Source organism: Pseudomonas sp. E6002, assembly GCF_013385565.1.
In the GTDB taxonomy this organism is placed as follows: domain Bacteria; phylum Pseudomonadota; class Gammaproteobacteria; order Pseudomonadales; family Pseudomonadaceae; genus Aquipseudomonas.
Genome location: NZ_JACAPT010000031.1, coordinates 99,976 through 126,127, shown reverse-complemented (window position 1 = coordinate 126,127; position 26,152 = coordinate 99,976). Strand labels below are relative to the sequence as shown.

The 26,152-nt window shown below is 61.5% G+C and carries 18 protein-coding genes; 13 read left to right on the top strand and 5 right to left on the bottom strand.

The window, feature by feature from the left end:
• Positions 1-10 precede the first annotated feature (10 nt).
• Genes araD1 through HX815_RS25050 form a run of 4 tightly spaced genes read left to right on the top strand, consistent with a single transcriptional unit; the run spans position 11 to position 4,563 of the window.
• Complete coding sequence (gene araD1 / locus HX815_RS25065) at positions 11-1,003, top strand: AraD1 family protein (protein ID WP_134326635.1); 993 nt, start codon at positions 11-13, stop codon at positions 1,001-1,003.
• 11 nt (positions 1,004-1,014) lie between these two features.
• Positions 1,015-2,595, top strand: coding sequence for an aldehyde dehydrogenase (NADP(+)) (locus HX815_RS25060; protein WP_177029051.1), 1,581 nt, complete (start codon positions 1,015-1,017; stop codon positions 2,593-2,595).
• 39 nt (positions 2,596-2,634) lie between these two features.
• Complete coding sequence (locus HX815_RS25055) at positions 2,635-3,510, top strand: SMP-30/gluconolactonase/LRE family protein (RefSeq protein WP_177029050.1); 876 nt, start codon at positions 2,635-2,637, stop codon at positions 3,508-3,510.
• Between the two features lie 48 nt (positions 3,511-3,558).
• Positions 3,559-4,563, top strand: a complete 1,005-nt coding sequence (locus HX815_RS25050; protein WP_177029049.1) for a substrate-binding domain-containing protein — start codon at positions 3,559-3,561, stop codon at positions 4,561-4,563.
• A 154-nt stretch (positions 4,564-4,717) separates the two neighbouring features.
• On the opposite strand, the gene HX815_RS25045 is transcribed toward HX815_RS25050, so the two are convergent.
• Positions 4,718-5,866, bottom strand: a complete 1,149-nt coding sequence (locus HX815_RS25045) for an aldose epimerase family protein (RefSeq protein ID WP_177029048.1) — start codon at positions 5,864-5,866, stop codon at positions 4,718-4,720.
• 128 nt (positions 5,867-5,994) lie between these two features.
• Here HX815_RS25045 and HX815_RS25040 point away from each other — a divergent pair, with 128 nt between their 5' ends.
• Together HX815_RS25040 and treS are read left to right on the top strand one after the other, a co-directional pair.
• Positions 5,995-6,777, top strand: coding sequence for an SDR family NAD(P)-dependent oxidoreductase (locus HX815_RS25040; RefSeq protein ID WP_177029047.1), 783 nt, complete (start codon positions 5,995-5,997; stop codon positions 6,775-6,777).
• Positions 6,778-6,899: 122 nt separating this feature from the next.
• The gene (treS, locus tag HX815_RS25035; protein ID WP_177029046.1) at positions 6,900-8,951 is read left to right on the top strand and encodes a maltose alpha-D-glucosyltransferase; all 2,052 of its coding nucleotides are present in this window, start codon (positions 6,900-6,902) and stop codon (positions 8,949-8,951) included.
• Positions 8,952-8,987: 36 nt separating this feature from the next.
• Here the strand turns inward: treS and HX815_RS25030 are convergent, their stop codons facing one another.
• From HX815_RS25030 to HX815_RS25020, 3 genes are all read right to left on the bottom strand, one after another.
• Positions 8,988-12,035 carry an efflux RND transporter permease subunit gene (locus HX815_RS25030; RefSeq protein ID WP_008433352.1) on the bottom strand — a complete coding sequence of 1,016 codons (3,048 nt, stop codon included), beginning with the start codon at positions 12,033-12,035 and terminating at the stop codon, positions 8,988-8,990.
• Positions 12,036-12,044: 9 nt separating this feature from the next.
• Positions 12,045-13,157: an efflux RND transporter periplasmic adaptor subunit gene (locus tag HX815_RS25025; protein WP_008433355.1), complete on the bottom strand. Its 1,113-nt coding sequence runs from the start codon at positions 13,155-13,157 to the stop codon at positions 12,045-12,047.
• Positions 13,158-13,261: 104 nt separating this feature from the next.
• Positions 13,262-14,797 (bottom strand): efflux transporter outer membrane subunit, encoded by a 1,536-nt coding sequence (locus HX815_RS25020; protein ID WP_256349006.1) that lies wholly within the window; start codon positions 14,795-14,797, stop codon positions 13,262-13,264.
• A gap of 409 nt (positions 14,798-15,206) precedes the next feature.
• Here HX815_RS25020 and HX815_RS25015 point away from each other — a divergent pair, with 409 nt between their 5' ends.
• The 4 genes from HX815_RS25015 (at position 15,207) to HX815_RS25000 (ending at position 20,195) form a co-directional block, all read left to right on the top strand.
• Positions 15,207-16,163 carry an ABC transporter substrate-binding protein gene (locus HX815_RS25015; RefSeq protein ID WP_177029045.1) on the top strand — a complete coding sequence of 319 codons (957 nt, stop codon included), beginning with the start codon at positions 15,207-15,209 and terminating at the stop codon, positions 16,161-16,163.
• 23 nt (positions 16,164-16,186) lie between these two features.
• Positions 16,187-17,518, top strand: a complete 1,332-nt coding sequence (locus HX815_RS25010) for an LLM class flavin-dependent oxidoreductase (RefSeq protein ID WP_177029044.1) — start codon at positions 16,187-16,189, stop codon at positions 17,516-17,518.
• Positions 17,519-17,613: 95 nt separating this feature from the next.
• On the top strand, positions 17,614-19,560 hold the full coding sequence (locus HX815_RS25005) for a PAS domain-containing sensor histidine kinase (RefSeq protein WP_177029043.1): 1,947 nt from the start codon (positions 17,614-17,616) through the stop codon (positions 19,558-19,560).
• Between the two features lie 32 nt (positions 19,561-19,592).
• Positions 19,593-20,195 (top strand): dTMP kinase, encoded by a 603-nt coding sequence (locus HX815_RS25000; RefSeq protein ID WP_177022840.1) that lies wholly within the window; start codon positions 19,593-19,595, stop codon positions 20,193-20,195.
• Between the two features lie 12 nt (positions 20,196-20,207).
• Here the strand turns inward: HX815_RS25000 and HX815_RS24995 are convergent, their stop codons facing one another.
• Positions 20,208-21,335: an NAD(P)/FAD-dependent oxidoreductase gene (locus HX815_RS24995; protein ID WP_177029042.1), complete on the bottom strand. Its 1,128-nt coding sequence runs from the start codon at positions 21,333-21,335 to the stop codon at positions 20,208-20,210.
• Between the two features lie 140 nt (positions 21,336-21,475).
• Here HX815_RS24995 and valS point away from each other — a divergent pair, with 140 nt between their 5' ends.
• From valS to HX815_RS24980, 3 genes are all read left to right on the top strand, one after another.
• Complete coding sequence (valS, locus tag HX815_RS24990) at positions 21,476-24,043, top strand: valine--tRNA ligase (protein ID WP_177029041.1); 2,568 nt, start codon at positions 21,476-21,478, stop codon at positions 24,041-24,043.
• 202 nt (positions 24,044-24,245) lie between these two features.
• On the top strand, positions 24,246-25,088 hold the full coding sequence (locus tag HX815_RS24985) for an oxidoreductase (protein WP_087693825.1): 843 nt from the start codon (positions 24,246-24,248) through the stop codon (positions 25,086-25,088).
• A 17-nt stretch (positions 25,089-25,105) separates the two neighbouring features.
• The gene (locus HX815_RS24980) at positions 25,106-26,044 is read left to right on the top strand and encodes an AraC family transcriptional regulator (protein ID WP_087693824.1); all 939 of its coding nucleotides are present in this window, start codon (positions 25,106-25,108) and stop codon (positions 26,042-26,044) included.
• The last annotated feature ends 108 nt before the right edge of the window (positions 26,045-26,152 follow it).

Genomic DNA, 26,152 nt, shown 5'->3' with positions numbered 1-26,152 from the left:
GAGAACACTCATGGGGTTAGTGCAGTTTGAATTGAACAACGGCGAACGCCGAGTGGGCGTGGTCGACGGCGATCAGGTACGCGAGGTGCGGGCCGCCCGCACGGTACGCGACCTGGCACTCGCCGCCATCGAGGCTGGCGTCACCTTGCAACAGCACATAGATCACCTCGGCCTGGCCGAGAGCCACGACTACGCCAGACTGCTGGCCGCGCAGAAGATCTTGCCACCGCTGGATCACCCGGACCCGGCCCACACGCTGGTCAGCGGTACCGGCCTGACCCACCTGGGCAGCGCGTCGGCGCGGGACAAGATGCACCAGAACGCCAGTGACGAAAGCGCGATGACCGACAGCATGCGCATCTTCAAATGGGGCGTGGAGGGCGGCAAACCGGCTGCTGGCCAGGCCGGTGTGCAGCCGGAATGGTTCTACAAGGGCGACGGCAGCATCGTGGTGCGTCCGGGCCAGCCATTCCCGTGGCCAGCGTTTGCCGAAGACGCCGGCGAAGAGCCGGAAATCGCCGGGCTGTATGTGATTGGTCACGACGGCAAGCCGTATCGCCTGGGATACGCGGTGGGCAACGAGTTTTCCGACCACGTGATGGAGCGCAAGAATTACCTGTACCTGGCCCACTCCAAGCTGCGCAGTTGCAGCTATGGTCCCGAGTTGCGCCTGGGTGAACTGCCCCGGCACCTGGCGGGCACCAGCCGTATCGTGCGCAATGGCGAGGTGTTGTGGCAGCACGAATTCCTCAGTGGCGAAGCCAACATGTGTCACAGCCTCGAAAACCTTGAATACCACCATTTCAAATACACCCAGTTCCTGCGCCCAGGTGACGTGCATATCCATTTCTTCGGCACCGCCACCTTGTCGTTTGCCGACGGCATTCGTACCCAGCCAGGCGATGTGTTCGAAATCAGCCAGGCCGAATTCGGCGCGCCATTGATCAACGGCATTGCCGTGGCCAACAGCGGCGTGGCACCTGGCGGCATAGGCACCCTTTGAAGGAGACAGGCATGACCCGGATTTGTGGTCAGAACTACATCGGCGGCCAGCGCAGCGCTGCCGGCAGCATCACCCTGCAGAGCATCGACGCCACCAGTGGCGAGGCATTGCCCTTTGATTTCTACCAGGCCACCGCGCAGGAGGTCGACGCCGCGGCCAACGCCGCCGCTCAGGCTTACCCGGCTTATCGCAGCCTGAGCGCGCAGCATCGTGCGTCGTTCCTGGAGGCGATAGCCGATGAACTGGACGCCCTGGGCGATGACTTTGTCGCCCTGGTCTGCCGCGAAACGGCGTTGCCCGCCGGGCGTATCCAGGGTGAGCGCGGTCGTACCAGCGGCCAGATGCGGTTGTTCGCCAAGGTACTGCGGCGCGGTGATTTCTACGGCGCGCGGATCGACCTGGCGCTGCCGGATCGTCAGCCCTTGCCGCGCCCGGATCTGCGCCAATACCGCATCGGCCTGGGGCCGGTCGCGGTGTTTGGGGCGAGCAATTTCCCCCTGGCCTTTTCCACTGCCGGTGGCGACACCGCCGCCGCGCTGGCGGCCGGTTGCCCGGTGGTGTTCAAGGCCCACAGCGGCCACATGGCCACCGCCGAGCGGGTCGCCGATGCGATCATGCGGGCGGCCGAGCGCACAGGTATGCCCGGCGGCGTGTTCAACATGATCTTCGGCGGCGGTGTGGGGGAAGCGCTGGTCAAGCACCCAGCGATCCAGGCCGTGGGTTTCACCGGCTCGCTCAAGGGCGGCCGGGCGTTGTGCGATATGGCGGCGGCACGCCCGCAACCGATCCCGGTGTTCGCCGAGATGTCCAGCATCAACCCGGTGATCGTCTTGCCCCAGGCCCTGCAAACCCGGGCAGACACCATCGCCCGCGACCTGGTCGCCTCGGTGGTGCAGGGGTGCGGCCAGTTCTGCACGAACCCGGGCCTGGTGATCGGGATTGCCTCGCCAGCGTTCACAGGCTTCACCCAACAGGTCGCCCAACTGATCGGCGGCCAGCCCGCGCAAACCATGCTCAATGCCGGCACCTTGAACAGCTACGGCAAAGGCCTGCACACGCTGCTGGCCCATCCTCGCATCGAGCACCTGGCGGGCCAGACGCAAACCGGCAATCAGGCGCAGCCACAGCTATTCAAAGCGGACGCCAGCCTGCTGATCAACGGCGATGAAGTGCTGCAGGAGGAAGTGTTCGGCCCCACCACGGTGTTCGTGGAAGTCGCCGACCAGGCCCAACTCGCTGCGGCGTTGCACGGCCTGCACGGCCAATTGACCGCGACGATCATCGGCGAGCCGGCGGATTTCACCCAGTTCGGCGAGTTGACGCCGCTGCTGGAGCAAAAGGTTGGCCGCATCCTGCTCAACGGCTACCCCACGGGCGTCGAGGTGTGTGACGCGATGGTCCACGGCGGGCCGTATCCGGCAACTTCGGATGCCCGTGGCACTTCCGTGGGCACCCTGGCGATCGAGCGTTTCCTGCGACCTGTGTGCTTTCAGAATTACCCTGATAGCCTGCTCCCCGACGCGCTGAAGAATGCCAACCCGTTGCGCATTCAGCGTCTGGTAGATGGGCAGCCGTCGCGCGACGCGCTGTAACCGGTACCACCTGAAAACAACAAGAAAGCAGGAGGTTTCATGTCGTGGACCGCAGTCACACCGCACCGGGCTCGGCTGGGCGAAGGGCCGTTCTGGGATGTACCGGGCCAGGCCTTGTATTGGGTGGACATCATCGGCCAGCAGGCCTTGCGCCTGCAGGGCGGGCAATTGCACACCTGGCAATTGCCTGAGCCGGTCTCGGCGTTTATTCCGTGCGCCAGCGGCGATGCACTGGTGACCCTGAGCAGCGGCGTGTATCGCCTCGACCTCGATTCGACGCCGAGCGATCCACGCCTGACCTTGCTTTGCGTCGCCGATCCGCAACCGGGCAACCGTGCCAACGAAGCCCGCTGCGACGCCCAGGGCCGGCTGTGGCTGGGCACCATGCAGAACAACATCGGCGAGCACGGTGAAGACTTGCCGGTGCTGCGACGTTCCGGCGGCCTGTTCCGGGTCGATACCGACGGGCAGGTCACGCCGTTGCTGCAAGGCCTGGGGATTCCCAACACCTTGCTGTGGAACGACACCGCCACCCACGTGCATTTCGGCGACAGCCTGGACGGCACGCTCTATCGATACCCGATGACTGAACAGGGCCAGCTCGCACCTGCGCAAGTCTGGTTCGGGCCTCACTCCCGGGGTGGCCCGGACGGTTCGGCCATGGATGCCGAAGGCTATATCTGGAACGCCCGCTGGGACGGCAGTTGCCTGCTGCGGCTGACGCCGGGCGGTGCAGTCGACCGGGTGATCGAGCTACCGGTCAGCCGTCCCACCAGTTGCGTGTTCGCAGGCCCCGACCTCAAGACCTTGTACATCACCAGTGCCGCCAGCCCGCTGGATCACCCGCTGGACGGTGCGGTGCTGGCCATTGAGGTCGATGTGCCGGGGAAAATCTGCCACCGCTTTGCAGGATAACCAACAGGCTGTTTAACGCACTCAAAAACAACAACAAGGAGTCACCCTATGAATCGTCGTCGTGGTATCCGTTCCCTGTGCTGCGCCGCTGTGGCGGTGTCCGCCGTCGGCCTGAGCAGCCTGTTGCTGGCGGCCGAGCCGGTGAAGATCGGCTTTCTGGTCAAGCAGGCGGAAGAGCCCTGGTTCCAGACCGAATGGGCCTTCGCCGAAAAGGCCGGCAAGGACAAGGGCTTCGAGGTGATCAAGATCGCCGTGCCCGACGGCGAAAAAACCCTCTCGGCCATCGACAGCCTGGCCGCTAATGGTGCCAAGGGTTTTGTGATTTGCCCGCCGGACGTGTCCCTCGGCCCGGCGATCATGGCCAAGGCCAAAGCCAACGGCTTGAAAGTGATCGCCGTGGATGACCGTTTTGTGGACGCCAAGGGCAACTTCATGGAAGACGTGCCTTACCTGGGCATGGCCGCGTTTGAAGTGGGCGAGAAGCAGGGCAGTGCCATGGCCACTGAAGCGAAAAAACGTGGCTGGGACTGGAAGGACACCTATGCGGTGATCAACACCTACAACGAACTCGATACCGGCAAAAAGCGCACTGATGGCTCGGTCAAATCCCTGAAGGCTGCGGGTATTCCGGATGACCACATCCTGTACGCAGCCCTCAAGACCCTCGACGTCCCCGGCAGCATGGACGCCACCAACTCGGCGCTGGTCAAGCTTCCCGGCGGCGCGAAAAACCTGATCATCGGCGGCATGAATGACAACACCGTGCTTGGCGGCGTGCGCGCCACCGAAAGCGCCGGGTTTGCGGCGGCGAATGTCATCGGCATCGGCATCAACGGCACCGATGCCATTGGCGAATTGAAGAAAGCCACCAGCGGCTTCTTCGGCTCGATGCTGCCCAGCCCGCATATCGAGGGCTACAACACCGCGAGCATGATGTTCGAGTGGGTCACTACGGGTAAGGAGCCGCCGAAGTACACGGCGATGGATGAGGTGACGCTGATCACCCGCGAGAACTTCAAGCAGGAGCTGCAAAAGATCGGTTTGTGGAACTGATGGCCGCTGACGTTTCCCGGCAGCCCTGCTAACGCCGGTACTGTGGGAGCTGTCGAGCTTCAGCGAGGCTGTGATAGCGGTGGGTCAGGCACCTTGGATATTGATAGTGCCGACGTCATCGCAGCCTCGCCAAAGCTCGACAGCTCCCACAGGTTTAGTCAGCAGAGAATTTCAGCACGGTATTCTGCGTGTAGGTCTGGCCAGGATCGAGACGGGTAGAGGGGAAGCTCGGCTGGTTGGGGCCGTCGGGAAAATGCTGGGTTTCCAGGGTGAACGCACTCCAGTGGGCGTAAGGCGTGCCACCCTTGCCCTTGATCGTCCCGTCGAGGAAGTTGCCGGTATAGAACTGCACGCCAGGCTCGCTGGTATACAGCTGCAAGCGGCGACCGGACTGCGGGTCACGAACGTCGGCGGCCAGTTTGCCGATATCACCCTTGGCATCCAGCACCCAGTTGAAGTCAAAGCCGCCTTGTTTCGGTTCGGCGAATTTCAGCTGGGGATGATCGTCCTTGATGTGCTGGCCGATGGCAGTGGGCTTGAGAAAGTCCATCGGCGTGCCGGCGACCGGGGCCAGTTCGCCGGTGGGAATCAGGGTGCTGTTGACCGGGGTGTAATGGCTGGCATGCAGGGTGGCGACCTGCTTGAGCACATCACCGCTGCCGGCGCCGGCGAGGTTGAAGTAACTGTGGTTGGTGAGGTTGAGCACTGTGGGTTTGTCGGTGGTGGCCTTGTAGTCGATGTGCAGTTCGTTCTTGTCGTTGAGGCTATAGGTGACATCGACTTTCAGGTTGCCGGGAAAACCCATCTCGCCGTCCTTGGACAGGTAGCTCAGGGTCACGCCCACCGAATCGTCCTGCTTGACCGGCTGGGCTTTCCACACATGCTTGTCGAAACCTTGCGGGCCGCCGTGCAGCGAGTTCGGCCCGTCGTTGAGGGGCACTTGATAGCGTTTGCCGTCCAGTTCAAAGCTGCCCTTGTCCAGGCGGTTGCCAAAACGGCCGATGGTCGCGCCGAAGAACGCAGTACCGGCCTGGTAGCCCTGGACGTCATCGAAGCCCAGCACCACGTCGGCGAACTGGCCGTGTTTGTCGGGTACTTTCAGCGACTGCAAGACCGCGCCATAGGTGATGACCGTGGCTTGTACGCCATGGCTGTTACGCAATACATACTGCTCGACGGCGGTGCCGTCATTGGTTTTGCCGAAGGGTTTGTGTTCGCTGGACAAGCCAGCCGCCTGAGCGCCCAGGCTGGCCACCGCCAGGGAGAGGCCAAGGCCGGTAAGCAGGAATCGGGATTGCCGCATGACTGAGCTACCTTTATTGTTGTTAATTAAATAGTTCTACTATTTATTCGGCTGCAGGGCTGATTTATAGCCAATATCGCAAAACATGCAATATAAAATAAGACTAAATACAGCGGAGTGACTGCCCCATGAACACTGAAAAACAGCCCGGCGCGCAGGCGATGTACCCGGACCTGCGGGATAAAACCGTGCTGATCTCCGGCGGTGCTTCCGGGATAGGCGAGGCCATGGTGCGTGCCTTCGCACGCCAGGGGGCCAAGGTAGCCTTCGTGGACCGGGCGCAAGGGCAGGGCGACCGATTGGCGGCGATATTGTCGGCCGAGGGCCATGCCGTCGAATTCGCCCATTGCGATATCACCGACGAGATCGCGTACAAGGCCGCGATAGCGTGCCTGGCGCAGAGCCTTGGACCGATCGACGTGCTGGTGAATAATGCCGCCAATGACGTTCGGCACACCCTGGATGAAATCGACTCGGAGCGGTTCGACCAACTGATTTCGGTCAACCTGAAGCACGGGTTTTTCGCAGCCCGGGCCGTGGTGCCGATGATGAAGGCCGCAGGCGGCGGGTCGATCATCAACCTGGGTTCCATCGGCTGGATGATGGCTTCCAGCGGCTACCCGGTATACGCCGCCAGCAAAGCCGCCGCCCACGGCATGACCCGGGCCCTGGCGCGGGAGCTTGGGCCCAGCCGTATCAGGGTCAATACGCTGGTGCCGGGCTGGGTGATGACCGAGAAACAACTGGCGATGTGGGTGGATGACGCGGCCCGGGAGTTGATCGCCCGCAGCCAGTGCCTGCCGGGCAGTGTGAAGCCGGAACATATCGCCAATATGGCGCTGTTCCTGGCCTCTGATGTATCGGCGATGTGTACCGCACAGAACTTCATTGTGGACGGCGGCTGGGTCTAGGCCGGGGAAGGGTCGCCATCCCGGATGCAACGAATCGCCGCCCGGGGCCTCATACAGTAACGAACGGTGGTTCATATGCAGCCACCGCAACCGACTACTTCATGGGTGCAGGTGATTGATTTATGACGGACGCCGATAAGAAACATGTGGCCTGGCTGGTGGAACAATCGATGCTGCATGCCGCCAAGCAGCGCGCCAGGCTTTATTCGGGGCAAGGCCGGTTGTGGCAACAGCCATATGCCCATACACGGCCCCGTGATGCTTCAGCCCTGGCATCGGTGTGGTTCACGGCCTATCCGGCGTCCATCGTCACCCGCGAGAACGGCAGCGTACTGGAGGCCCTGGGCGATGAAACCTTGTGGCACGCGCTGTCGAAAATCGGCATACAGGGCATCCATAACGGCCCGTTGAAACGCTCGGGTGGTCTTTCCGGCACCGAGCACACCCCCACCATTGACGGCAATTTTGACCGCATCAGCTTCGACATCGACCCGCAACTGGGCACCGAAGCCCAGCTTCAGGCGCTGGCCCGCATGGCCGCCGCGCACAACGCGGTGATCATCGACGATGTGATTCCGTCCCACACCGGCAAGGGCGCGGACTTCCGCCTGGCCGAGATGGCCTACGAAGACTATCCCGGGCTCTATCACATGGTGGAGATCCGCGAGGAAGACTGGCCGCTGCTGCCCGATATCAGCGAGGGCCGCGATGCGCAGAACCTCAGCCCGCAGCAGGTCGACGTGCTCAGGGACAAGCACTACATCGTCGGCCAGTTGCAACGGGTGATCTTCTTCGAACCCGGGGTCAAGGAAACCGACTGGAGCGCGACTGATGTGGTCATCGGCGTGGACGGCAAGCCCCGCCGCTGGGTGTACCTGCATTACTTCAAGGAAGGGCAACCATCGCTGAACTGGCTGGACCCGACCTTCGCCGCGCAGCAGATGATCATCGGCGACGCCCTGCACGCCATCGACGTAATGGGGGCGAAAATCCTGCGCCTGGATGCCAACGGTTTCCTCGGTGTGGAACGAAAACTGGAAGGTAACGCCTGGTCTGAAAGCCATCCGCTGTCCATCACCGGCAACCAGATCCTGGGCGGCGCGATTCGCAAGGCGGGGGGTTTCAGCTTCCAGGAACTGAACCTGACGGTGGACGACATCGCCGCCATGTCCCACGGCGGCGCCGACCTGTCCTACGACTTCATCACGCGCCCGGCTTACCAGCACGCGTTATTGATGGGCGACACCGAGTTCCTGCGCCTGATGCTGCGGGAGATGCACACCCTGGGCATCGACCCCGGCTCGCTGATCCACGCCTTGCAGAACCATGACGAGCTGACCCTGGAACTGGTGCACTTCTGGACGTTGCACGCCCATGACACCTACCTCTATCAGGGGCAGACCTTTCCCGGCGGCATCCTGCGCGAGCATATCCGTGAGCAGATGTACGAACGCCTGGCTGGCGAACACGCGCCGTATAACCTGAAGTTCGTGACCAACGGCGTGTCCTGCACCACCGCCAGCATCATCACGGCGGCGCTGGGCATTCGCGACCTTGAGGCGATTACCCCGGCGGATATCCAGCAGATCCGCCAGATTCACCTGCTGCTGGTGATGTACAACGCGATGCAACCGGGGGTGTTTGCACTGTCCGGCTGGGACCTGGTGGGCGCATTGCCGTTACCGGCGCAGGAGGTGGCCCACTTGATGCTGGATGGCGACACACGCTGGATCCATCGCGGCGCCTATGACCTGGTGGACCTGAATCCGGATGCGGAGCAATCCGCCGGGCAGATGCCGCGCCCGAAAACCTTGTATGGCAGCCTGATCAGCCAGTTGGCCGACCCGGATTCATTTGCCTCGCAACTGCAAAGAATCCTCGCGGTGCGCCGAGCCTACGACATCGCCGCCAGCCGCCAGATCCTGGTGCCGGATGTGCAGCACCCGGGGCTGTTGATCATGGTGCACGAGCTGCCGGCGGGCAAAGGTACCCAGATCACGGCGCTGAACTTCGGCTCGACGCCGATTACGGAAACCCTGCACCTGCCCAATATCGCGCCGGGCCCGGTGGTGGACATCATTAATGAGCGGGTGGAGGGCGATCTGACGCCCGAGGGTGATTTCACCATCACCCTGGATGCGTATGAAGGCTTGGCGCTGCGGGTAGTGATCTGACCCACTGATCCACTGCAGGAGCGAGCCAGCTCGCTCCTACACGGGGACCGGCTGTTCCGCCTCCTGATGGTGCGTTGAACCAATGAACATATACATCGCAGGCACCATGAACAGCGTCAGCACGGTACCGATCGACAACCCGGCAAAGATCACCAGGCCCATGTCATGCCGTCCCGCAGCCCCGGCACCGGAGGCCCACACCAGCGGCACCACGCCCAGCACCATGGCGGCGGTGGTCATCAGGATCGGCCGCAGACGCACGCCGGCGGCTTCTTCTATGGCCTCGCGCTTGCTGTGACCGGCGCGCTGCAACTCGTTGGCAAACTGCACGATCAGGATCCCGTGCTTGGTGATCAACCCCAGCAACGTCACCAGGCCCACCTGGGTGTACACGTTGATCGAGGCAAATCCCATGGTGATAAACGCCAGCGCGCCGAAGAGTGCAGGGGGCACCGAGAACAGGATCACCACCGGGTCGCGGAAACTCTCGAACTGAAACGCCAGGGCCAGGTACACGATCAGGATCGAAAACATCAGCAAGCCGAAGAACCCGCCAGATTCCTGCATGAACTGGCGAGATTCGCCGGAGAAGTCCGAGGTGTAACCCGACGGCGCAATATTGGTCAGAATGGTGTTCAGTTTCGCCAGCAGCTCGCCCTGGGCCACGCCGCTGACGCCCGACAGGGTCGCCGAATTGAGTTGCTGGAAGTGGTTGATGGATTCCGGCTGGGTCGAGGTTTCGATATGCGCCACGGTCCGCGCCTGGATCATGCTGCCGGATGGCGTGCGAATGTAGTAATCGAGAATCTGGTCCGGGTTGAGACGATCAACCTGCAGCACCTGGGGAATCACTTTGTACGAGCGCCCGGCAGTGGAGAAGTAGTTCACGTAGTTGCCGCCCAGTGCCGCGGACAGCGCCGCACCGACGTCGGCCTGGGTCATGCCCAGTGCGGCGATTTTCTCCCGGTCCACCACCAGCTTGGCTTGTGGCTTGTCGAGTTTCAGGTCCATGTCGGAGAAATAGAACAGCTGTTGTTTCTGGGCCTCGGCCACCACGGCCTGGGCGACTTCGTTGAGGTTTTCCACCGAGTCGGTGGTGGTGATCACGAACTGCACCGGCAAGCCCTGGGCGCCCGGCAGCGATGGCAGCGGGAAGGCCGCAATGGTGGCGCCCGGCACCTGGTTCCATTTCTGCTGGAGTTCCAATATCAGTTGGGCCTGGGAGCGCGAGCGGTCGCCCCAGTTTTTCAGCAGCACACCGCCCAGGCCCTGGTTGAGGATAGGCAACCCGGTCAGCTGGAACATCTGCGCGTATTCCGGCTCTTTGTTGGCGATCTGGAAGGCCTGGTCGGCAATCCGTTCCATCTGTTGCGGCGAGGCGGTGGGCGGGCCCTTGATCTGCATGAACACCAGCCCCTGGTCCTCGGTGGGCGACAGTTCGCTTTTGGCGGTCATGCCGCTGGCGGCCACCAGCAGGAACAGCACAAAACCAAACGTCACCAGCACTGGCCATACGTTCAGGCCGCCCGAGAGTACGCGGTGGTAACGGCCCCGCAACCAGTCGAAGTACTGATCGAGCTTGCGGGCAAACCGGCCTTCTTCCTGCCCGGACTTGAACAGCCGGGACGTCATCATCGGCGAAAGCGTCAACGCCACCACGGCCGACACAGTCACGGCACCCGCCAGTGAGAAGCAGAACTCCTTGAACAGCGCACCGGTAAGGCCGCTGCGCAGCCCGATGGGCACGTAGGCGGCGATCAGCACCACGGTCATCGCGATGATCGGCCCACCCAGTTCCCGCGCGGCAACCAGCGCAGCTTCCAGCACGCCTTTACCTTCTTCCTTGATATGCCGGTCGACGTTTTCCACCACGATAATCGCGTCGTCCACCACCAGGCCGATCGCCAATACCAGGGCGAGCAGGGTCAGCAGGTTAATCGAGTACCCCAGCAGGTACATGATGAAGAAGGTCCCGACCAGCGACAGCGGGATCGCCACCAGCGGCACGATCACCGCGCGGAACGAGCCGAGGAACAGGTAGATCACCACCGACACAATGATCATCGCCTCGACCAGGGTCTTCACCACCTCATAGATCGAGGTGTTGATGAACTCCGTGGAGTCATACACGATCTCGCCGCGTACCCCGGTGGGCAACTGGGATTGCAGCTCGGGGAAGGCCTCGCGCACGCTGTCGGCCACCGTCAGGATATTGGCAGTCGGCGCCGTCTTGATGCCGATGAACACCGAACGCTTGCCGGAAAACGCCACGCTGCTGTCGTAGCTTTCGGCGCCGAGGGTGACGGTGGCCACGTCCTCCAGGTACACCAGGGCATCGCCTTTCTGCTTGACCACCAGCCGCTTGAATTCATCCACCGTGTGCAAGTCGGTCCCGGCCGTCAGGTCGACCGTCACCGTTTGCCCGCGGGTGGAACCGACGGCAGACAGGTAGTTGTTGTTGGCCAGGGCGGTGGACACGTCCTGGGCGGTCACGTTATGCGCCGCCAGTTTGTTCGGGTCCATCCAGGCGCGCAGGGCGAACTGGCGCCCGCCGAGGATTTCTGCGGTTTGCACGCCCTGGATTGAGTCCAGCTTGGGCTTGACCACCCGCACCAGGTAGTCGGTGATGTTGTTGGTAGGCAGGGTGTCGCTGTAGAAACCCAGGTACATGGCGTCTGTGGTCTGCCCGACCGCCACCGTCAGCACCGGTTCCTGGGACTGCGCCGGCAGTTGGTTCTTGACCGAGTTGACCTGGGTGTTGATCTCGGTGAGGGCCTTGCTCGCGTCGTAATTCAGCCGCAGCGTGGCGGTAATCGTCGAGACACCGGTGATGCTCGTTGAAGACAGGTAGTCAATGCCCTGGGCCTGGGCGATGGCCGATTCAAGCGGCTGGGTAATAAAGCCGGCAACGGTGGAGGCGTCCGCGCCGTAGTAGGCGGTAGTGATGGTGACCACGGTATTTTCGGTGCGTGGCCATTGGTTCACCGGCAATTCGAAGATCGAGCGCAGCCCCAGGATCAGGATGAACAGCGAGACGACAATCGCCCAGACCGGCCGCTGGATAAAGGTATCGGTAAGCTTCATGGGACACCTTTAGTGTTCTTGGGGAGTCGGCGCAGGATCGTTCAGCGGCGCGGCGCTGTTATCGACCTTCACCGGCGAGCCATTCTTGAGCTTCATCTGGCCGCTGGTGATCAGCAGGTCACCTTCCTTCACGCCCGACAGGATCGCCACCTGATCGCCCCGGGTCGGTCCGGTCTTGATAAAGGTCTGTTGCGCGGTGAGGACTTCCTCACCCTTGTCGTTCTTGCTCGATGTGGCAATGAATACTGTGGTGCCGTAAGGGTTGTAGGTCACCGATGTCTGCGGAACGGTGAGGTAGCGCTGCGTCGCACCGGAGTTGACCACGGCGCGGGCAAACATCCCGGGCACCAGGTTCTGTTTGGGGTTGTCGACGGTGGCTTCCACGGTGACATTGCGCGTGGTGGCGTCGAACTGGGTGTCGATGGTGCTGATCTTGCCGGTGAAGGTTTGATTGGACAGGCCGTCGGCCGTTACCGAAACCCCTTGGCCGATGGCGATGGCCTCCATTTGAGTCTGGGGCACCGTGAAGTCGATGTAGATCGGATCGAAGGTTTGCAGCGTGGCGATCTTGTCGCCGGGGTTGAGGTATTGGCCAGGGTTGACGCTGGTGATGCCGATGCGCCCGGCAAACGGCGCGCGGATGGTTTTTTTCGCCACCAGCGCGCGCTGTTGTTCGGCGGCGGCGAGCTTGGCTTTGAGGTCGGCGGTGTCAGTGTCCACTTGTGCCTGGGAGATGGCGTTAACCGCCAGTTGCGCCTTGTCACGCTTGAGGACGATCACCGCCAGGTCAGCCGTGGCCTCAAGGGAATGCAGTTGCGCGATGTCCGAGTCGGCATTCAGTTGGACGAGCAGCGCCTGGGCCGCCACTTCTTGCCCGGGCGTGAAGCCGATGGTGCGCACGATGCCGCCCACTTCAGTGGTCACATCCACCCCCCTGACCGCTTTCATTGAGCCCACGGCGCTGACATTCGGTTGCCAGTCGCTGAACGGCACCTTCATGGCCGTGACCACGGAGGCCGGCAGGGGCATTTTCGATTGGGCGATCAGCGCCGAAATCTGCACGAACTTCACCCCGGCAATGATCGCCACAATCACCAGCACCACCACGATCATGATGATCATCGGCCGCCACAGTCGGCGCTTGCGCGGTGCGCCGGGCTCGGTGGGCAGGGGAGAGGCGGTTATGACGTCAGCCATGGATGTTCTCGCTGTTTCAAGAGTTCAGTTCAGTTGAACCGTGCCGAATCGGCAGGCGCTGCCTCGTTCCTGGCCGGCATGATCTCGTTCCACGACGGCAGGCCGAACCGATCAGGCCGGCCCTTGGTGGCAGGGTCCACATCGGTACGGTTCCACCATCCGCCACCCAATGCCTGGAAGAGCGCGGTGGTGTCGCTGTAGCGGGAGGCCTGCGCCCTGACCCGGGCCAGCACGGTGTTCTGGTAGGTTTGCTGGGCCGTGAGCAGGTTGATGTACGCCACGGCACCGAGTTTGAACTGCGCCTGCACCAGGTCCAGGTTGGCTTGGGCAGAGCGCTCGGCCACCACCTGCTGGTTGAGCGCATCGGCATCCGCCTCCAGCGCCCGCAGTGCGTTGGCCACGTCCTGGAACGCGCCGATCACCGTGCCACGGTAGCGGGCTGCCGACTCGTCATAGGCGGCCACGGCAGCGCGTTTGCGATGTTCGAGTGCGCCGGCATCAAAGATCGGCTGGGTGATCGACCCGGCAAGGCTCCAGACGCCACTGCCCGCCGAAAACAATTTGGTCCCGCTGGCCACCGTGGAGCCTACCGACCCGGTAATGCTGAACTGCGGCAACTGATTGGCGACGGCCACGCCGATATTGGCACTGGCCTGATGCAGTTGCGCCTGCGCGGAACGCACATCGGGCCGCTGGCCAACGATGGCCGAAGGCAGGCTGAGCGGCAGTTCTTCGGGCAGGTGCAGGGAGGCGAGGTTGAAGCGCTCGTCCCGGTCCTGGTTGGGAAACCGGCCGAGGTAGGCCATCAACTGGTTGCGGGTCTGGGCGAACTGCTTTTGCAGGGGCGGCAAGGTGGCACGGGTTTGCGCCAGCGCGGTCTGCTGTGTGAGCACGTCGGAGTCGCCGATCGCACCCAGCCGGCGCTGCGCCTGCAGGACGTCGAGCTGATCACTCTGTAGCCGAATGATGGTTTCGGTGGCGGCGATCTGGTCGCGTATAGAGGCCAGGCTGACTGCGGTGTTCACCACATTGGAGGTCAACGTGAGGTAGGTCGCCTCCAACTGGAAGCGCTCGTACTCGGCCTGGGCCGAGGTGGATTCAATTTGCCGGCGCGTGCCGCCGAATACATCCGGGGCATAGGACACGCTCAGCGACGCCGAGCTCACCGTGAGAATCGGCGACTCCGGCAGGCCCGAGGTGACGCCCGATACTTTCTCGCGGGCCTTCTGCACGTTGCCGCTCACCGAGGGAAACAGCGACGCCTGGTCGGCATAGACCAGTTCATTGGCCTGGCGTAATGCCGCCTGGGCGGCGGTGACATCCGGGTTGGCGCGCAAGGCTTCTTCCACCAGCGCGTTCAATTCCGGCGAGCGGAACAGCGTCCACCATTGCCCGGGAATATCCATCCCGGCGATCAGCCGCTGTGCCGCACCGCCGGTGTCGATATCGGCCTTGGCGGTGGAGGTGAGTTTTTCTCGTGAATAATCGGCGTTCGCCGGCACCTCAGGACGCGCGAAATCGGGCCCGACGGTGCATCCGGCGAGGGCGATGCACAGCAGGCTCAAGGGAGCCAGAAGGTGGGGTGGTCGAAAAAGGGCGCGGCTGTGCGCCACTGGTTGCGGTGCCGATGCAAGCTGCCGAGGCTGCTCTTTCATATTTACTCTGATTAATCAGTTGGTTAACTGCTTTATTTGTTGAGCAATGAGTGCGCGGGCATCGGGCCATACGGCTGAAAAAATGGCGCGAGAGTCGCCGAATTCAAATCAGTGTAGGTGGTGCAGGCGGGTACGCAATGTCCGTGCGCGCCGACCACCCCCCAAAATGCATTTAACGCATTAATATCGAATTAGGTTATGCGTTATAAGTATTTTACATGCGGCCGTCAGCCCCTCATCGTAGCCCTCCCTACGAACACTGCCGAGACCGCACGCGCGGATCGACTTTCAATGCTTGAGAAGGCATCTGGAGACGAACGTGCGTTACCTGACAAAACTGGCGGCCGGGTTGGCCGCCACGCTGCTGTGCCTGACCGCGAACGCGCAAACGCTGGTGGTCGGAGACCAAAGCTACAACGCCCAGGCCGTGATGGAAGCGGCGGGGGTGCTGGATGATCTGCCCTACACCCTTGAATGGAAGCAATTCACTGCCGGGTCTCCGGTGGCGGAAGCCCTCAATACCAACAGCCTCGACATCGGCCTGCTCGGCGATGCGCCCGTGCTGTTCCTCGGTGCACTCGGCGCACCGATCAAGGTGATTGCCATCAGCCGGCAAAACCTCGAGGGCGTGGCCATCCTGGTGAAAAAGGATTCCTCGATCCACAGCCTTGCGGACCTCAAAGGCAAGCGCGCCGCCATCTGGAAAGGCTCCTGGAGCCAGCAACTGCTGCTGACCGCACTGGATAAGGCGGGCGTGCCGAAAGAGGCCCTGGAGTTGCGCTACCTCAGTGCACTGGATGCTTCCCACGCACTGGAAGGCGGTTCGGTCGACGTCATCGCCACCTGGGAACCCTACGTCACCCAACAGGAACGCCAGGGCGCACGGGTATTGGCGACCGCAGACGGGCTGATCCCGGCCCAGAGTTTCGTCGCCGCCAGCACCAGGGCCGTCGATAACAAGCGTGCGCAAATCAGCGATTTTCTCCAACGCCTGAAGAAAGCCCGTGACTGGACGCGCCAAAGCCCGGCCAACGCCGATGCGTATGCAGATGCCTGGGCCAAGCGCACCCGCGCAGATGCCGACATTGCCCGCGCCTGGTTTGCCCGGGCACGCACGACGGTCGAACCGGTGACAGCCCAGTCGCCTGTAGAAGCACAAAAGACCGTGGACTTTTTCGCAAGCCAGGGACTGGTCAAGTCTTACCCGGCAGCCAAGCTGTTCGACGACTCCTTCGCGGCGTCCTTGCAACCAGCCGTCGCCAGAACCCAGCCCTGAACGTTTCCAGGAATACGTTGGACATGACTAAAAGACAACTCAAACTCGGCGCCCTGACCATGGGCTGCGGCGGGCCCGGCCGCCACAATCTGTGGCTCGACCCGCAATTGCCGGCCGATGCCAGCGTCAACGTCGACTGGTACATCGACATTGCACGCCAGGCCGAGGCGGCATTGTTCGACTTGATATTCATCGTCGACAGCCAATTCATCACACCGGGTTCGCCATCCCACTACCTGAACCGGCTGGAGCCGCTGACGCTGTTATCGGCACTTGCCGTAAGCACCCGGCACCTGGGCCTGGTCGGTACGCTGACGACCTCTTACAACTCGCCCTATAACGTCGCGCGGCGCCTGGCCTCACTCGACCTGATCAGCAAAGGCCGCGCCGGCTGGAACGTGGTCACCAGCGGCGACGCCGGTACCGCCGGCAACTACAGCCGCGACGAACATTATGACTACGACACCCGCTATGGCCGGGCGGCCGAACACGTCCAGGTCGTGCAGGGCCTGTGGAACTCCTATGAGGAAGAGGCCTTCGTGCGTGACCGCGCCACCGGCCGGTTTCTCGACCCCGCCAAACTCCACAGCCTGAATCACAAGGGCGAGCACTTTTCCGTGGTCGGGCCGCTGAATATCCAGCGCTCCCCCCAGGGCCAACCGGTGATCTTCCAGGCTGGCGATTCGGAACAAGGCCGCGACCTCGGTGCGGCCACCGCCGATGTGATCTTTACCCATGCGGCCAGCATCGAGCAGGGCCAGGCTTTTTATCGGGATATCAAGGGCAGGGCGCTGCAGCATGGCCGTGACCCGGAGCAATTGCTGGTGATGCCCGGCGCCGAGATTTATGTAGGCGATACCGATGAACAGGCGCGTGAAATCGAGCGGCACTACCATCAGGCCGACCACAGTTTCGAGCTGGCGCTGAAGGAGTTCGGACGCAATTTCGGCTGGCATGATTTCAGCCAGTACGACCTTGATGCGCCGTTCCCGCAGGAGAGCCTGGAGGCGGCACGCAGCAGCTTTTTTACCGCGGCCAAACGCATTGCCGATCAGGCACGGGAGAAAGGTTTTACATTGCGCCAGGCGGTGGAGTTTGGGCGGCAACTGCGCCCGGGAGCGTTTGTCGGATCGGCGGATACCGTCGCTCGGAAAATGGCTGACTGGCTTGAAGCCCGCGCGGTGGATGGTTTCAATATCTACATCGGCCATCCGGAGCAGTTCAAGCGCTTCACGCACGAGGTCATCCCGTTGTTGCAGGAGCGCGGCGTGTATCGCACGGCTTATGAAGGTACGACCTTGCGGGAAAGCCTGGGATTGAAGATTCCACGGTTTGCGCGCAACGGCGGCGGTTGACTCAAAAAACTGTTCAGATGAATAAATTGGTGGGCCGGGGATTTTTTTAGACATACTGAGGGCTCAAGCCACTCATTTGTCCCGAGACTTTCCTGATGCCATCCCCACCTGCACAAGGGCCTTTCAATCAGGACGACCGGTATCGACTGCTTGTCGACGCAGTGGTCGACTATGCCATCTATATGCTTGATACGAACGGGTTGATTCGCAGTTGGAACTCCGGGGCGAGGAAGATCAAGCAGTACGAACAGAGTGAAGTGCTGGGCAGGCATTTTTCGCTGTTCTACACCCCGGAAGACCTGGCCTCGGACTTGCCGGGCCGGGCACTCAAGAGCGCCGAGCAGTCAGGGCGCTTCGAGGGCGAAGGTTGGCGCATCCGCAAGGATGGGACTCGTCTCTGGGCACTGGTGATCATCGACCCGATACGCGCCGACGACGGCACGTTGATTGGCTTCGCCAAGGTCACACGGGACCTGACCGAGCGTAAGGCCGCGGAGCAGGCGCTGCGCCAGAGCGAGCAGCAATTCAGCCTGCTGGTGCAAGGCGTCACCGACTACGCGCTGTATATGCTGGACCCCAACGGCGTGATCACCACCTGGAACGCCGGCGCCCAGCGCATCAAGGGTTATCAGCCGGCAGAAGTCATCGGCAGGCATTACTCCATGTTCTTCCAGCGTGAGGACGTAGACCACAACGTCCCGCAGCGCGCCCTTGAAACGGTGGTCAGGGAAGGTCGTTACGAAGGGCAGGGCTGGCGCCTGCGCAAGGACGGCACGGGATTCCTCGCCCATGTGGTTATCGACCCGATCAAGAATGAACTGGGTGAGCTGGTGGGGTTTGCGAAGATCACCCGGGACGTTACCGAAAGCGTCCAGGCTCAACAGGAGATCAAGGAAACCCGAGAGGCGTTATTCCAATCCCAGAAAATGGAGTCCCTGGGCCAGCTCACCGGCGGCATCGCCCATGACTTCAACAACCTCCTGATGGTGATTCTGGGGAGTCTTGAACTCGCCAAGAAGCGTGTCCCGCAGGACTCGAGAACCTGCGCCTTACTGAATAATGCCATCGCGGGCGCCCAGCGGGGCGCAACGCTGACTCAGCGGATGCTGGCCTTTGCCCGTCGCCAGGAGCTTGACCCTCAGCCTGTGGATGTGGGCGATCTGATCCGCAACATGTCAGACCTGCTGTCCCGCATGTTGGGCGCAGGCATCAACGTCGACACACAGTTCCCATTGATCCTGCGGCCGGTATTGGTCGACATGAGCCAACTGGAAATGGCTGTGATGAACCTGGTGATCAACGCCCGGGACGCAATGGAAGGTCGGGGCAGGATCCTGATTTCAGCGCGGGAGGATGCGTTTCCCGGCGGGGCGAATGACTCACAAAGGCTGATTTGCATCTCTGTCATCGACACCGGCCCCGGGATGAATGACGCGACCTTGCAACGGGCCATGGAGCCGTTCTTCACCACCAAGGGAGCGGGAAAAGGCACCGGGCTTGGGCTTTCGATGGTGCATGGCCTGGCGGCACAGTCACAGGGCCACTTTGTGCTGAAGAGCCAGGTAGGAGAGGGCACAACCGCAGAGCTCTGGTTACCGGTGGCGGTGACCGACACCACACAGTCTGCGGCGCTGGCATCAACTGCAGATACACCCGATGCAGCCCATCAGCAAAGCCTCGAGATTCTGCTGGTAGATGACGACCCGCTGGTGCTGATCAGCACCGGGGCGATGCTTGAAGACCTGGGCCATCATGTTGTGTCGGCAGGAGACGGGCATGCTGCGTTGGCGTTCCTGGCGCAAGGCGCGTGCTTTGACCTGGTCGTGACAGACATGGCAATGCCGGACATGACCGGGATCGAGCTTGCCGGCAACATCGAGTCGTTGTATCCCAACCTTCCCATCATTCTTTCCTCAGGCTTTGCGGAAATCTCCCTGGACCTCAAGACCACATTGACGCGCTTACCCAAGCCATTTGATCAATCTGCACTGGCCAGGGTGATCGCCGAAACCATGCGCAGCCGGACCGACAAGCCGTGTTGAGTCAGGCGGCTGGCCGTCCGTTGTTTGTTTCCATGGATGGCCCCAAGGGTACTGGCAAAACCACATTGCTGGAGGCCGTAACAAAAGCGCTTAGGGCTGACAACAGAATGGTGATCCGGCTTTGCGAGAGAAAAAGCGATCCCTTCAGAAGTGAAACAATGACCCTCGTTAACAGACTCGCCAGGCATCCCGGCCTGGATCTGGAGTGGGAGGTTTGTGAACGCTTCGCTGATAGCCGTGCGTGGATTTCCCGGCACGTGCTGGCTAGACAGCCACCAGGCAGCATCGTCCTGATCGACCGCTGGTACCCGTCTGATGCCGCGTTTCGCCGGGAAGTCCCGCTGGCAGAAATCCTGCAGTTGAACATTGATCGAAACGTGCAAGTGCCGGACCTGCATGTCGGGGTCGTCACTGCCCCTGATATTTCATGGGCACGGGCCGCGGCACGCCGGCGCGGACTGAGCAGTACCGTGATCCACACGCTGGCAGAACATGTCGCCTGTACCCGGGCGTTCGAGCGAGCGGTTGCGGATCACGGCTGGGTGTTATGCCGGAATGAAGGAACCATTGAGGGCGCGACACGGCAGGTGGTTGCCGAAATTTATAACGTCCTTGAGTCCTTCCAGTGTGATTGACCCGAGCCCTGTTCAGGCACTTGCCCCGTTGAACATGCTGACCAGGCTATAGGGTGCATCGTCACCAAACAGCAACTCATGCAGTTCATTCCCTTCGGCAGCCATTTGCGCGCTGCGCGGGAACATGGCCTGTTCGTATTCGCCCAGGGCGGCTTCGACGTCATCAGGGTATGAGGCGATGGCCTTGCCGAGTTCGGCACCATCGTACATGGCCAGGTTGGCACCTTCGCCATTCGGGGCCGCAAGGTGTGCGGCATCACCGATCAGCGTTACGCCCGGCACCCGCTCCCAGCGGTGCTCAACCGGCAGCATAAAGAGCGGGCGCCATACCAGTTCGGTGTCGCTGTCGGTGATCAATGCCGTGAGGGCAGGGGACCAGCCTGCGAATTCCTGCGCGATCCGTGCCGCCGCCGTTGCCGTGTCGGTGAAATCGATGGCGGCAAACCAGCTTTGGGATTCGGTGAGCACTACGTAGGTGTGCAGCGTGGCGCCCGTCTCACGGTGCGCCTGGATCCCTTTTCCCGGTTGAAGTGCGAACATCGCACCGCCACCTACCGCCCTGGAGGTGGCCGGGTGCCGGGCGTCGCTGTCATACAGGTAGGTTTCGATCAACGAGCGGCCCATGTACTCGGGGGCAGCGTCGCTGAGCAGCGGCCGGACCTTTGACCAGGCTCCGTCCGCGCCAACCAGCAGGTGGGTGGCAACGCAAGTACCGTCGGCGAAGGTCACTTCGTGGCGACCCTCGCCGAGGGCGCGCACGCCCTTGACCTTGTGGCCCCAACGCACAGTACCGGCGGGCAGTGAATCGAGGAGCATCTTGCGCAGTTCGCCACGCATGACCTCGGGACGGCCGCCTGTGCCGTCGTCGGGTTGATCCAACAGAGTGGCACCCTGCCAATCAAGCACCCGAGTCGCCTCGCGACCTTTCAGGATAAGCGCGCGGAACTCGTCCGTCAGGCCCGCGGCCTGCAAGGCCAGTTGGCCGTTGTAGTCGTGGATATCGAGCATCCCGCCTTGGGCGCGTGCGGTTGCCGACGGCTCTGCTTCATAGACGGTGGCGGCAATACCGTGGACGTACAGCACGCGGGCCAGGATGAGACCGCCCAGGCCAGCACCGATGATTGTGACGGGGGTGTGCATAGGTTACCTGTTGAATGTGAGAAATCTTCCGGACTGTTTTTACGCTATTTTGTGGAAAAAATGGCCTGGTTCAAGGGGTTTACTTTCCGCAGGCGATTGAATATAAAGTTTGCTTCGGCGCACAACCGTTGTTGCGCCCCATGATGTTGACAGGAGGAAGCTATGTCACCGTTAAACGTGATGAAGTTCTAAACGATCAAACCGTCACCCCCTCGCTTGAAAACCTCGAAACACGCTGGTCTCAGCATTGGCAGCTCGAAGGCACGTATGCCTTTGACCACAGCGCCCAACGCGACGCTGTATTCTCCATCGACACGCCGCCACCGACAGCCTCAGGTTCGTTGCACGTTGGCCATGTCTTCAGCTACACCCACACCGATATCATCGCCCGGTTCCAGCGGATGCGCGGCAAGGCTGTGTTCTACCCCATGGGTTGGGACGACAATGGCTTGCCGACCGAACGCAGGGTCGAGAATTTCTACGGCGTACGTTGCGACTCGTTGGCCGCTTACCAGCCTGGATTCAAACCCTCCGAGTCAATTCCATTAAAACGGGCTGACTTTGCCGTCATCAGTCGGCGCAACTTTATCGAGTTGTGCCATGAGCTGACGGCCATCGATGAGCAAGCGTTCCGTGCACTGTTCGTGCAACTGGGCTTGTCCGTTGATTGGAGTCTTTCATACGCCACCATTGATGAACGCTCCCAACGAGCCAGTCAGCGCGCGTTACTGCGTAACTACCAGCGTGGCGAACTGTATAGCCAGGAGGCTCCGTGCCTCTGGGATGTGACGTTCCAGACGGCCGTAGCCCAGGCAGAGCTTGAGGAGCGCGAGGTTGCGGGTGCGTATCACGAACTCGGCTTCGACGCGGCTGATGGTGCCGAACTGAAGATTGCTACGACTCGACCTGAGTTGCTGATGGCATGCGTGGCGCTGGTGGCTCACCCGGACGACGCTCGTTATCAGGCGAGGTTCGGGCAGACCGTGCGTGCGCCGATTTTTGACCTGGACGTTCCGCTGCTGGCCCACCCTTTGGGTGACCCCGGCAAGGGCACCGGGTTGGCGATGGTCTGCACCTTTGGCGATCTAACCGATGTGATTTGGTGGCGGGAGTTGCAGCTGCCCACACGGTCAGTCCTGGGAAAGGACGGGCGCCTGTTACTTGAGACGCCCTCCTGGTTGACGACGCCGCGCAGCCAACAGGCCTACGCAGGCCTGGCCGGCCGTACCCTGTCCCAGGTTCGTACGCAGCTCGTTTCGATGTTGCGTGACTGCGGCGCCATGCGAGATGAACCACGACCGATTAACCACGCGGTAAAGTTCTTCGAGAAAGGCGACCGGCCTTTGGAAATTCTCGCGACGCGGCAATGGTACTTGCGCAATGGCGGACGCGACGCGAACCTGAGGGACGTGTTGCTCGACGCTGGCCAGGCGTTGGACTGGCATCCGCCGCACATGCTCAGGCGTTACGAGCATTGGGTAGGGGGGTTGAATGGAGACTGGCTAATCAGTCGCCAACGTACGTTCGGCGTGCCGATTCCGTTCTGGTATCGCCTGGACGCACAAGGCGAAGCCGAGCATGGCGCTCCGATTATCGCCAGTGAGGCAAGCCTGCCTGTTGATCCGGGCCTGGATACACCGCCTGGGTATCGACCCGAGCAGCGTGGTCAACCCAACGGGTTTATCGGTGAACAAGACATCATGGACACCTGGGCCACCAGTTCCCTGACGCCTCAGATTGCCGGCGGCTGGGGAGAGGACGATGGGTTGTTTGCCAAAATATACCCGATGGACCTCAGGCCCCAAGGTCACGACATAATCCGAACCTGGCTGTTCTCGACACTGGTACGCAGCCATTTTGAACACGGTTGCGCGCCATGGCGCAACGTCGCGCTTTCCGGGTGGATCCTTGATCCTGATCGCAAGAAAATGTCCAAGTCCAAGGGGAATGTGGTCACCCCTCAAGCCTTGCTCGACCAGTATGGAAGTGACGGCGTGCGCTATTGGGCTGCCTCGGCGCGGCTCGGCAGTGACACAGCCTTTGAAGAGCAGCAGATGAAAATCGGCCGCCGCCTGGCCGTCAAGCTGTTCAATCTTTCGAGGTTGGTTCAAGGCTTTGCGAAGGATGACACCGGGGATATCGACCAACCGCTGGATCAAGCCATGCTTGAACGCTTGGGTGGCGTAGTCCAGGACGCTACCGTCGCGCTGGAGGCCTATGACTACAGCGGGGCGTTGTCGCGTATCGAAGGATTCTTCTGGTGGTTTTGCGATGACTACGTCGAATTGGTCAAGCGTCGTGCCTATCGACCCGACGGCTACTCGGCGCGTAATGCATTGGCACATGCGCTGAGCGTGCAGCAGCGACTGTTTGCGCCATTTCTGCCCTTTGTGTGTGAGGAGGTCTGGCAATCCTGGAAGTGCGGCTCAGTGCACAAGGCGCCCTGGCCGCAAGGGGGCGCTTGCCCTGACGCGGCTGTTGAACAGTTATTGATGAGCCTGAGCAGCGTGCTGTCTGCGATTCGCAAAGCAAAATCTGACGCCAGCCAATCCATGAAGGCTCCGGTAGCACGTGTTGAGCTGGTCGACAGCGCCGCGCAGCTTGAATTGATAAAAGGCGTCAGCCAAGACCTGATAGAGGCGGGGCAGGTCGAGGCCTTGGTGTTTATAGAGGGCGCGGAGCGGCAGGTCGATGTCTGGCTGACGTAACGTGGAGTGGTGCCGACCGCCTCAGTGACACCCACTGGGGCGGGCCGGACCACGCATCAGCCTGCGTCAATCGAGCCACATCGGGACAATTGAGAGTACGAGTAGAAGCGAATAGGAATAGGCAAGCCTCATAGATGATCCGGCATAGGTCGCCAGCGGTGGCTTGGCTACCATTAGCACTCAGTAACCGAGAGGAATTTCCATGAGCACTCGCAAAACCCTGTTCATCACCGGCATCAGCAGCGGCTTTGGCAAGGCCCTCGCGACCGAGGCACTGGCTGCAGGCCACCGTGTCATTGGTACCGTTCGCAACGAAGCCGCGCTGCAAACGTTCGAGGCATTATCAACGGAGCGTGCTCATGGCGTGATCCTGGATGTCACCGACTTTGAGCGGATCGACAGCGTCGTTGCCGAGATCGAGACCCGCTACGGCCCGGTGGATGTGCTGGTGAACAACGCAGGTTACGGCCATGAGGGCATTTTCGAAGAGTCGCCGCTGGAAGAAATGCGTCGTCAGTTCGACGTCAACGTGTTCGGCGCCGTTGCCGTGACCAAGGCGTTCGTGCCGTACTTCCGCCAGCGCCGCAGCGGGCACATCATCAACATCACGTCCATGGGCGGCACCATCACGATGCCGGGTATCGCCTACTATTGCGCCAGCAAGTTCGCGCTGGAAGGCATCTCCGACACCCTGAGCAAAGAACTCAAGCCATTCAACATTTTTGTCACCGCCGTGGCGCCAGGCTCATTTCGCACCGATTGGGCCGGCCGCTCGATGCAGCGTACGCCCCGCAGCATTGCCGACTACGATGCCAGCTTTGATCCGGTACGCCAGGCGCGCGAAGCGAAAAGCGGCCACCAACTGGGAGACCCGCAAAAAGCCGCGCAAGCCATGCTGCAGTTGATCGCCAGCGACAACCCACCGGCCCACCTGCTGCTCGGCAGCGATGCCATAGGCTTTGTGCGCGAAAAGCTGACGCAATCCCTGCGAGACATCGACCAATGGGAAGCACTGACACGCTCTACGGATGGTCACGCTTCGTGAAACCGCAAGAGGGGCCTATGAATCATTTTGCCGCGCGAACCCGGCGCATGGTCCAACTGATGGAGCAGTTGGCCCCCCTGGAGGGCTACAATCTGAGCGCACTGGAAGACATACGCTTTCTGCGCTCCAATCGCCCGCTGACCCGCACGCCAGTGCTCTACGAGCCTGGCATCGTCATCCTGTGCCAGGGGCGCAAGCTCGGCTATCTGGGCGATGAGGTCTACCTTTACGACGCCCAGCACTACCTGGTGGTGTCTGTGCCAGTGCCTTTCACCATGGAAACCGACGCCAGCGAAGAGGAACCGATGCTGGCGGTATACATGCGCCTGGATTTCAAACTCGCTGGCGAACTGATCCTGGAAATTGACGAAAAATCCGGTCCGACCCACGAACGTCCCAAAGGCATGTATTCCTCGCCGATGGACGAGATGTTGCGCGAGTCCACACTGCGCTTTCTCGAAGCGATGAGCCATCCGGTCGATGGCCCGATCCTCGGCCCCTCGCTGGTGCGCGAGATTTACTACCGGATCATCGCAGGTGAACAAGGAGGGTCCATGCGGGCGGCCCTTGGCAAGCAAGGCCATTTCGCAAAGGTGACCCGCGCCATTCGCAAGATACACAGCTGTTACCAGGAGCGGCTGGACGTCGAGTGCCTGGCCCAGGAGGCAAGTATGAGCGTACCCAGCTTTCATCTGCACTTTCGAACAGTCACCGACTCCTCACCCATGCAGTACCTGAAATCGACTCGTCTGCACCAGGCAAGGTTGTTGATGCTCCGCGACGACATGTCGGCCTCATCTGCGGCTTTTAACGTGGGCTATGAAAGCGCATCGCAGTTCAGCCGAGAGTTCAAGCGCTACTTCGGCCGCACACCCCATGCTGAAGTCGAATGGATGAAAGCAACCTATTCGCTGCCAGCGCCGGTGCAGCCTTCTGTCTATGTGTCTTCGCACTGACCTGACAGCCAGGGCGCTGCCCCGTATCTGATTTTTCTGCATATGCCAATTTGACAGGCTATTGTTATTTTTTATTCTTTCCTAACCTATGCTCCCCTCATGCAAAGT

What these genes read in the sequence shown, in the direction of transcription:
- araD1 (WP_134326635.1), top strand. Translation starts at nt 11, where the DNA reads ATGGGGTTAGTGCAGTTTGAATTGAACAACGGCGAACGCCGAGTGGGC.
- HX815_RS25060 (WP_177029051.1), top strand. Translation starts at nt 1,015, where the DNA reads ATGACCCGGATTTGTGGTCAGAACTACATCGGCGGCCAGCGCAGCGCT.
- HX815_RS25055 (WP_177029050.1), top strand. Translation starts at nt 2,635, where the DNA reads ATGTCGTGGACCGCAGTCACACCGCACCGGGCTCGGCTGGGCGAAGGG.
- HX815_RS25050 (WP_177029049.1), top strand. Translation starts at nt 3,559, where the DNA reads ATGAATCGTCGTCGTGGTATCCGTTCCCTGTGCTGCGCCGCTGTGGCG.
- HX815_RS25045 (WP_177029048.1), bottom strand. Translation starts at nt 5,866, where the DNA reads ATGCGGCAATCCCGATTCCTGCTTACCGGCCTTGGCCTCTCCCTGGCG.
- HX815_RS25040 (WP_177029047.1), top strand. Translation starts at nt 5,995, where the DNA reads ATGAACACTGAAAAACAGCCCGGCGCGCAGGCGATGTACCCGGACCTG.
- treS (WP_177029046.1), top strand. Translation starts at nt 6,900, where the DNA reads ATGACGGACGCCGATAAGAAACATGTGGCCTGGCTGGTGGAACAATCG.
- HX815_RS25030 (WP_008433352.1), bottom strand. Translation starts at nt 12,035, where the DNA reads ATGAAGCTTACCGATACCTTTATCCAGCGGCCGGTCTGGGCGATTGTC.
- HX815_RS25025 (WP_008433355.1), bottom strand. Translation starts at nt 13,157, where the DNA reads ATGATCATCATGATCGTGGTGGTGCTGGTGATTGTGGCGATCATTGCC.
- HX815_RS25010 (WP_177029044.1), top strand. Translation starts at nt 16,187, where the DNA reads ATGACTAAAAGACAACTCAAACTCGGCGCCCTGACCATGGGCTGCGGC.
- HX815_RS25005 (WP_177029043.1), top strand. Translation starts at nt 17,614, where the DNA reads ATGCCATCCCCACCTGCACAAGGGCCTTTCAATCAGGACGACCGGTAT.
- HX815_RS25000 (WP_177022840.1), top strand. Translation starts at nt 19,593, where the DNA reads ATGGATGGCCCCAAGGGTACTGGCAAAACCACATTGCTGGAGGCCGTA.
- HX815_RS24995 (WP_177029042.1), bottom strand. Translation starts at nt 21,335, where the DNA reads ATGCACACCCCCGTCACAATCATCGGTGCTGGCCTGGGCGGTCTCATC.
- valS (WP_177029041.1), top strand. Translation starts at nt 21,476, where the DNA reads ATGATGTTGACAGGAGGAAGCTATGTCACCGTTAAACGTGATGAAGTT.
- HX815_RS24985 (WP_087693825.1), top strand. Translation starts at nt 24,246, where the DNA reads ATGAGCACTCGCAAAACCCTGTTCATCACCGGCATCAGCAGCGGCTTT.
- HX815_RS24980 (WP_087693824.1), top strand. Translation starts at nt 25,106, where the DNA reads ATGAATCATTTTGCCGCGCGAACCCGGCGCATGGTCCAACTGATGGAG.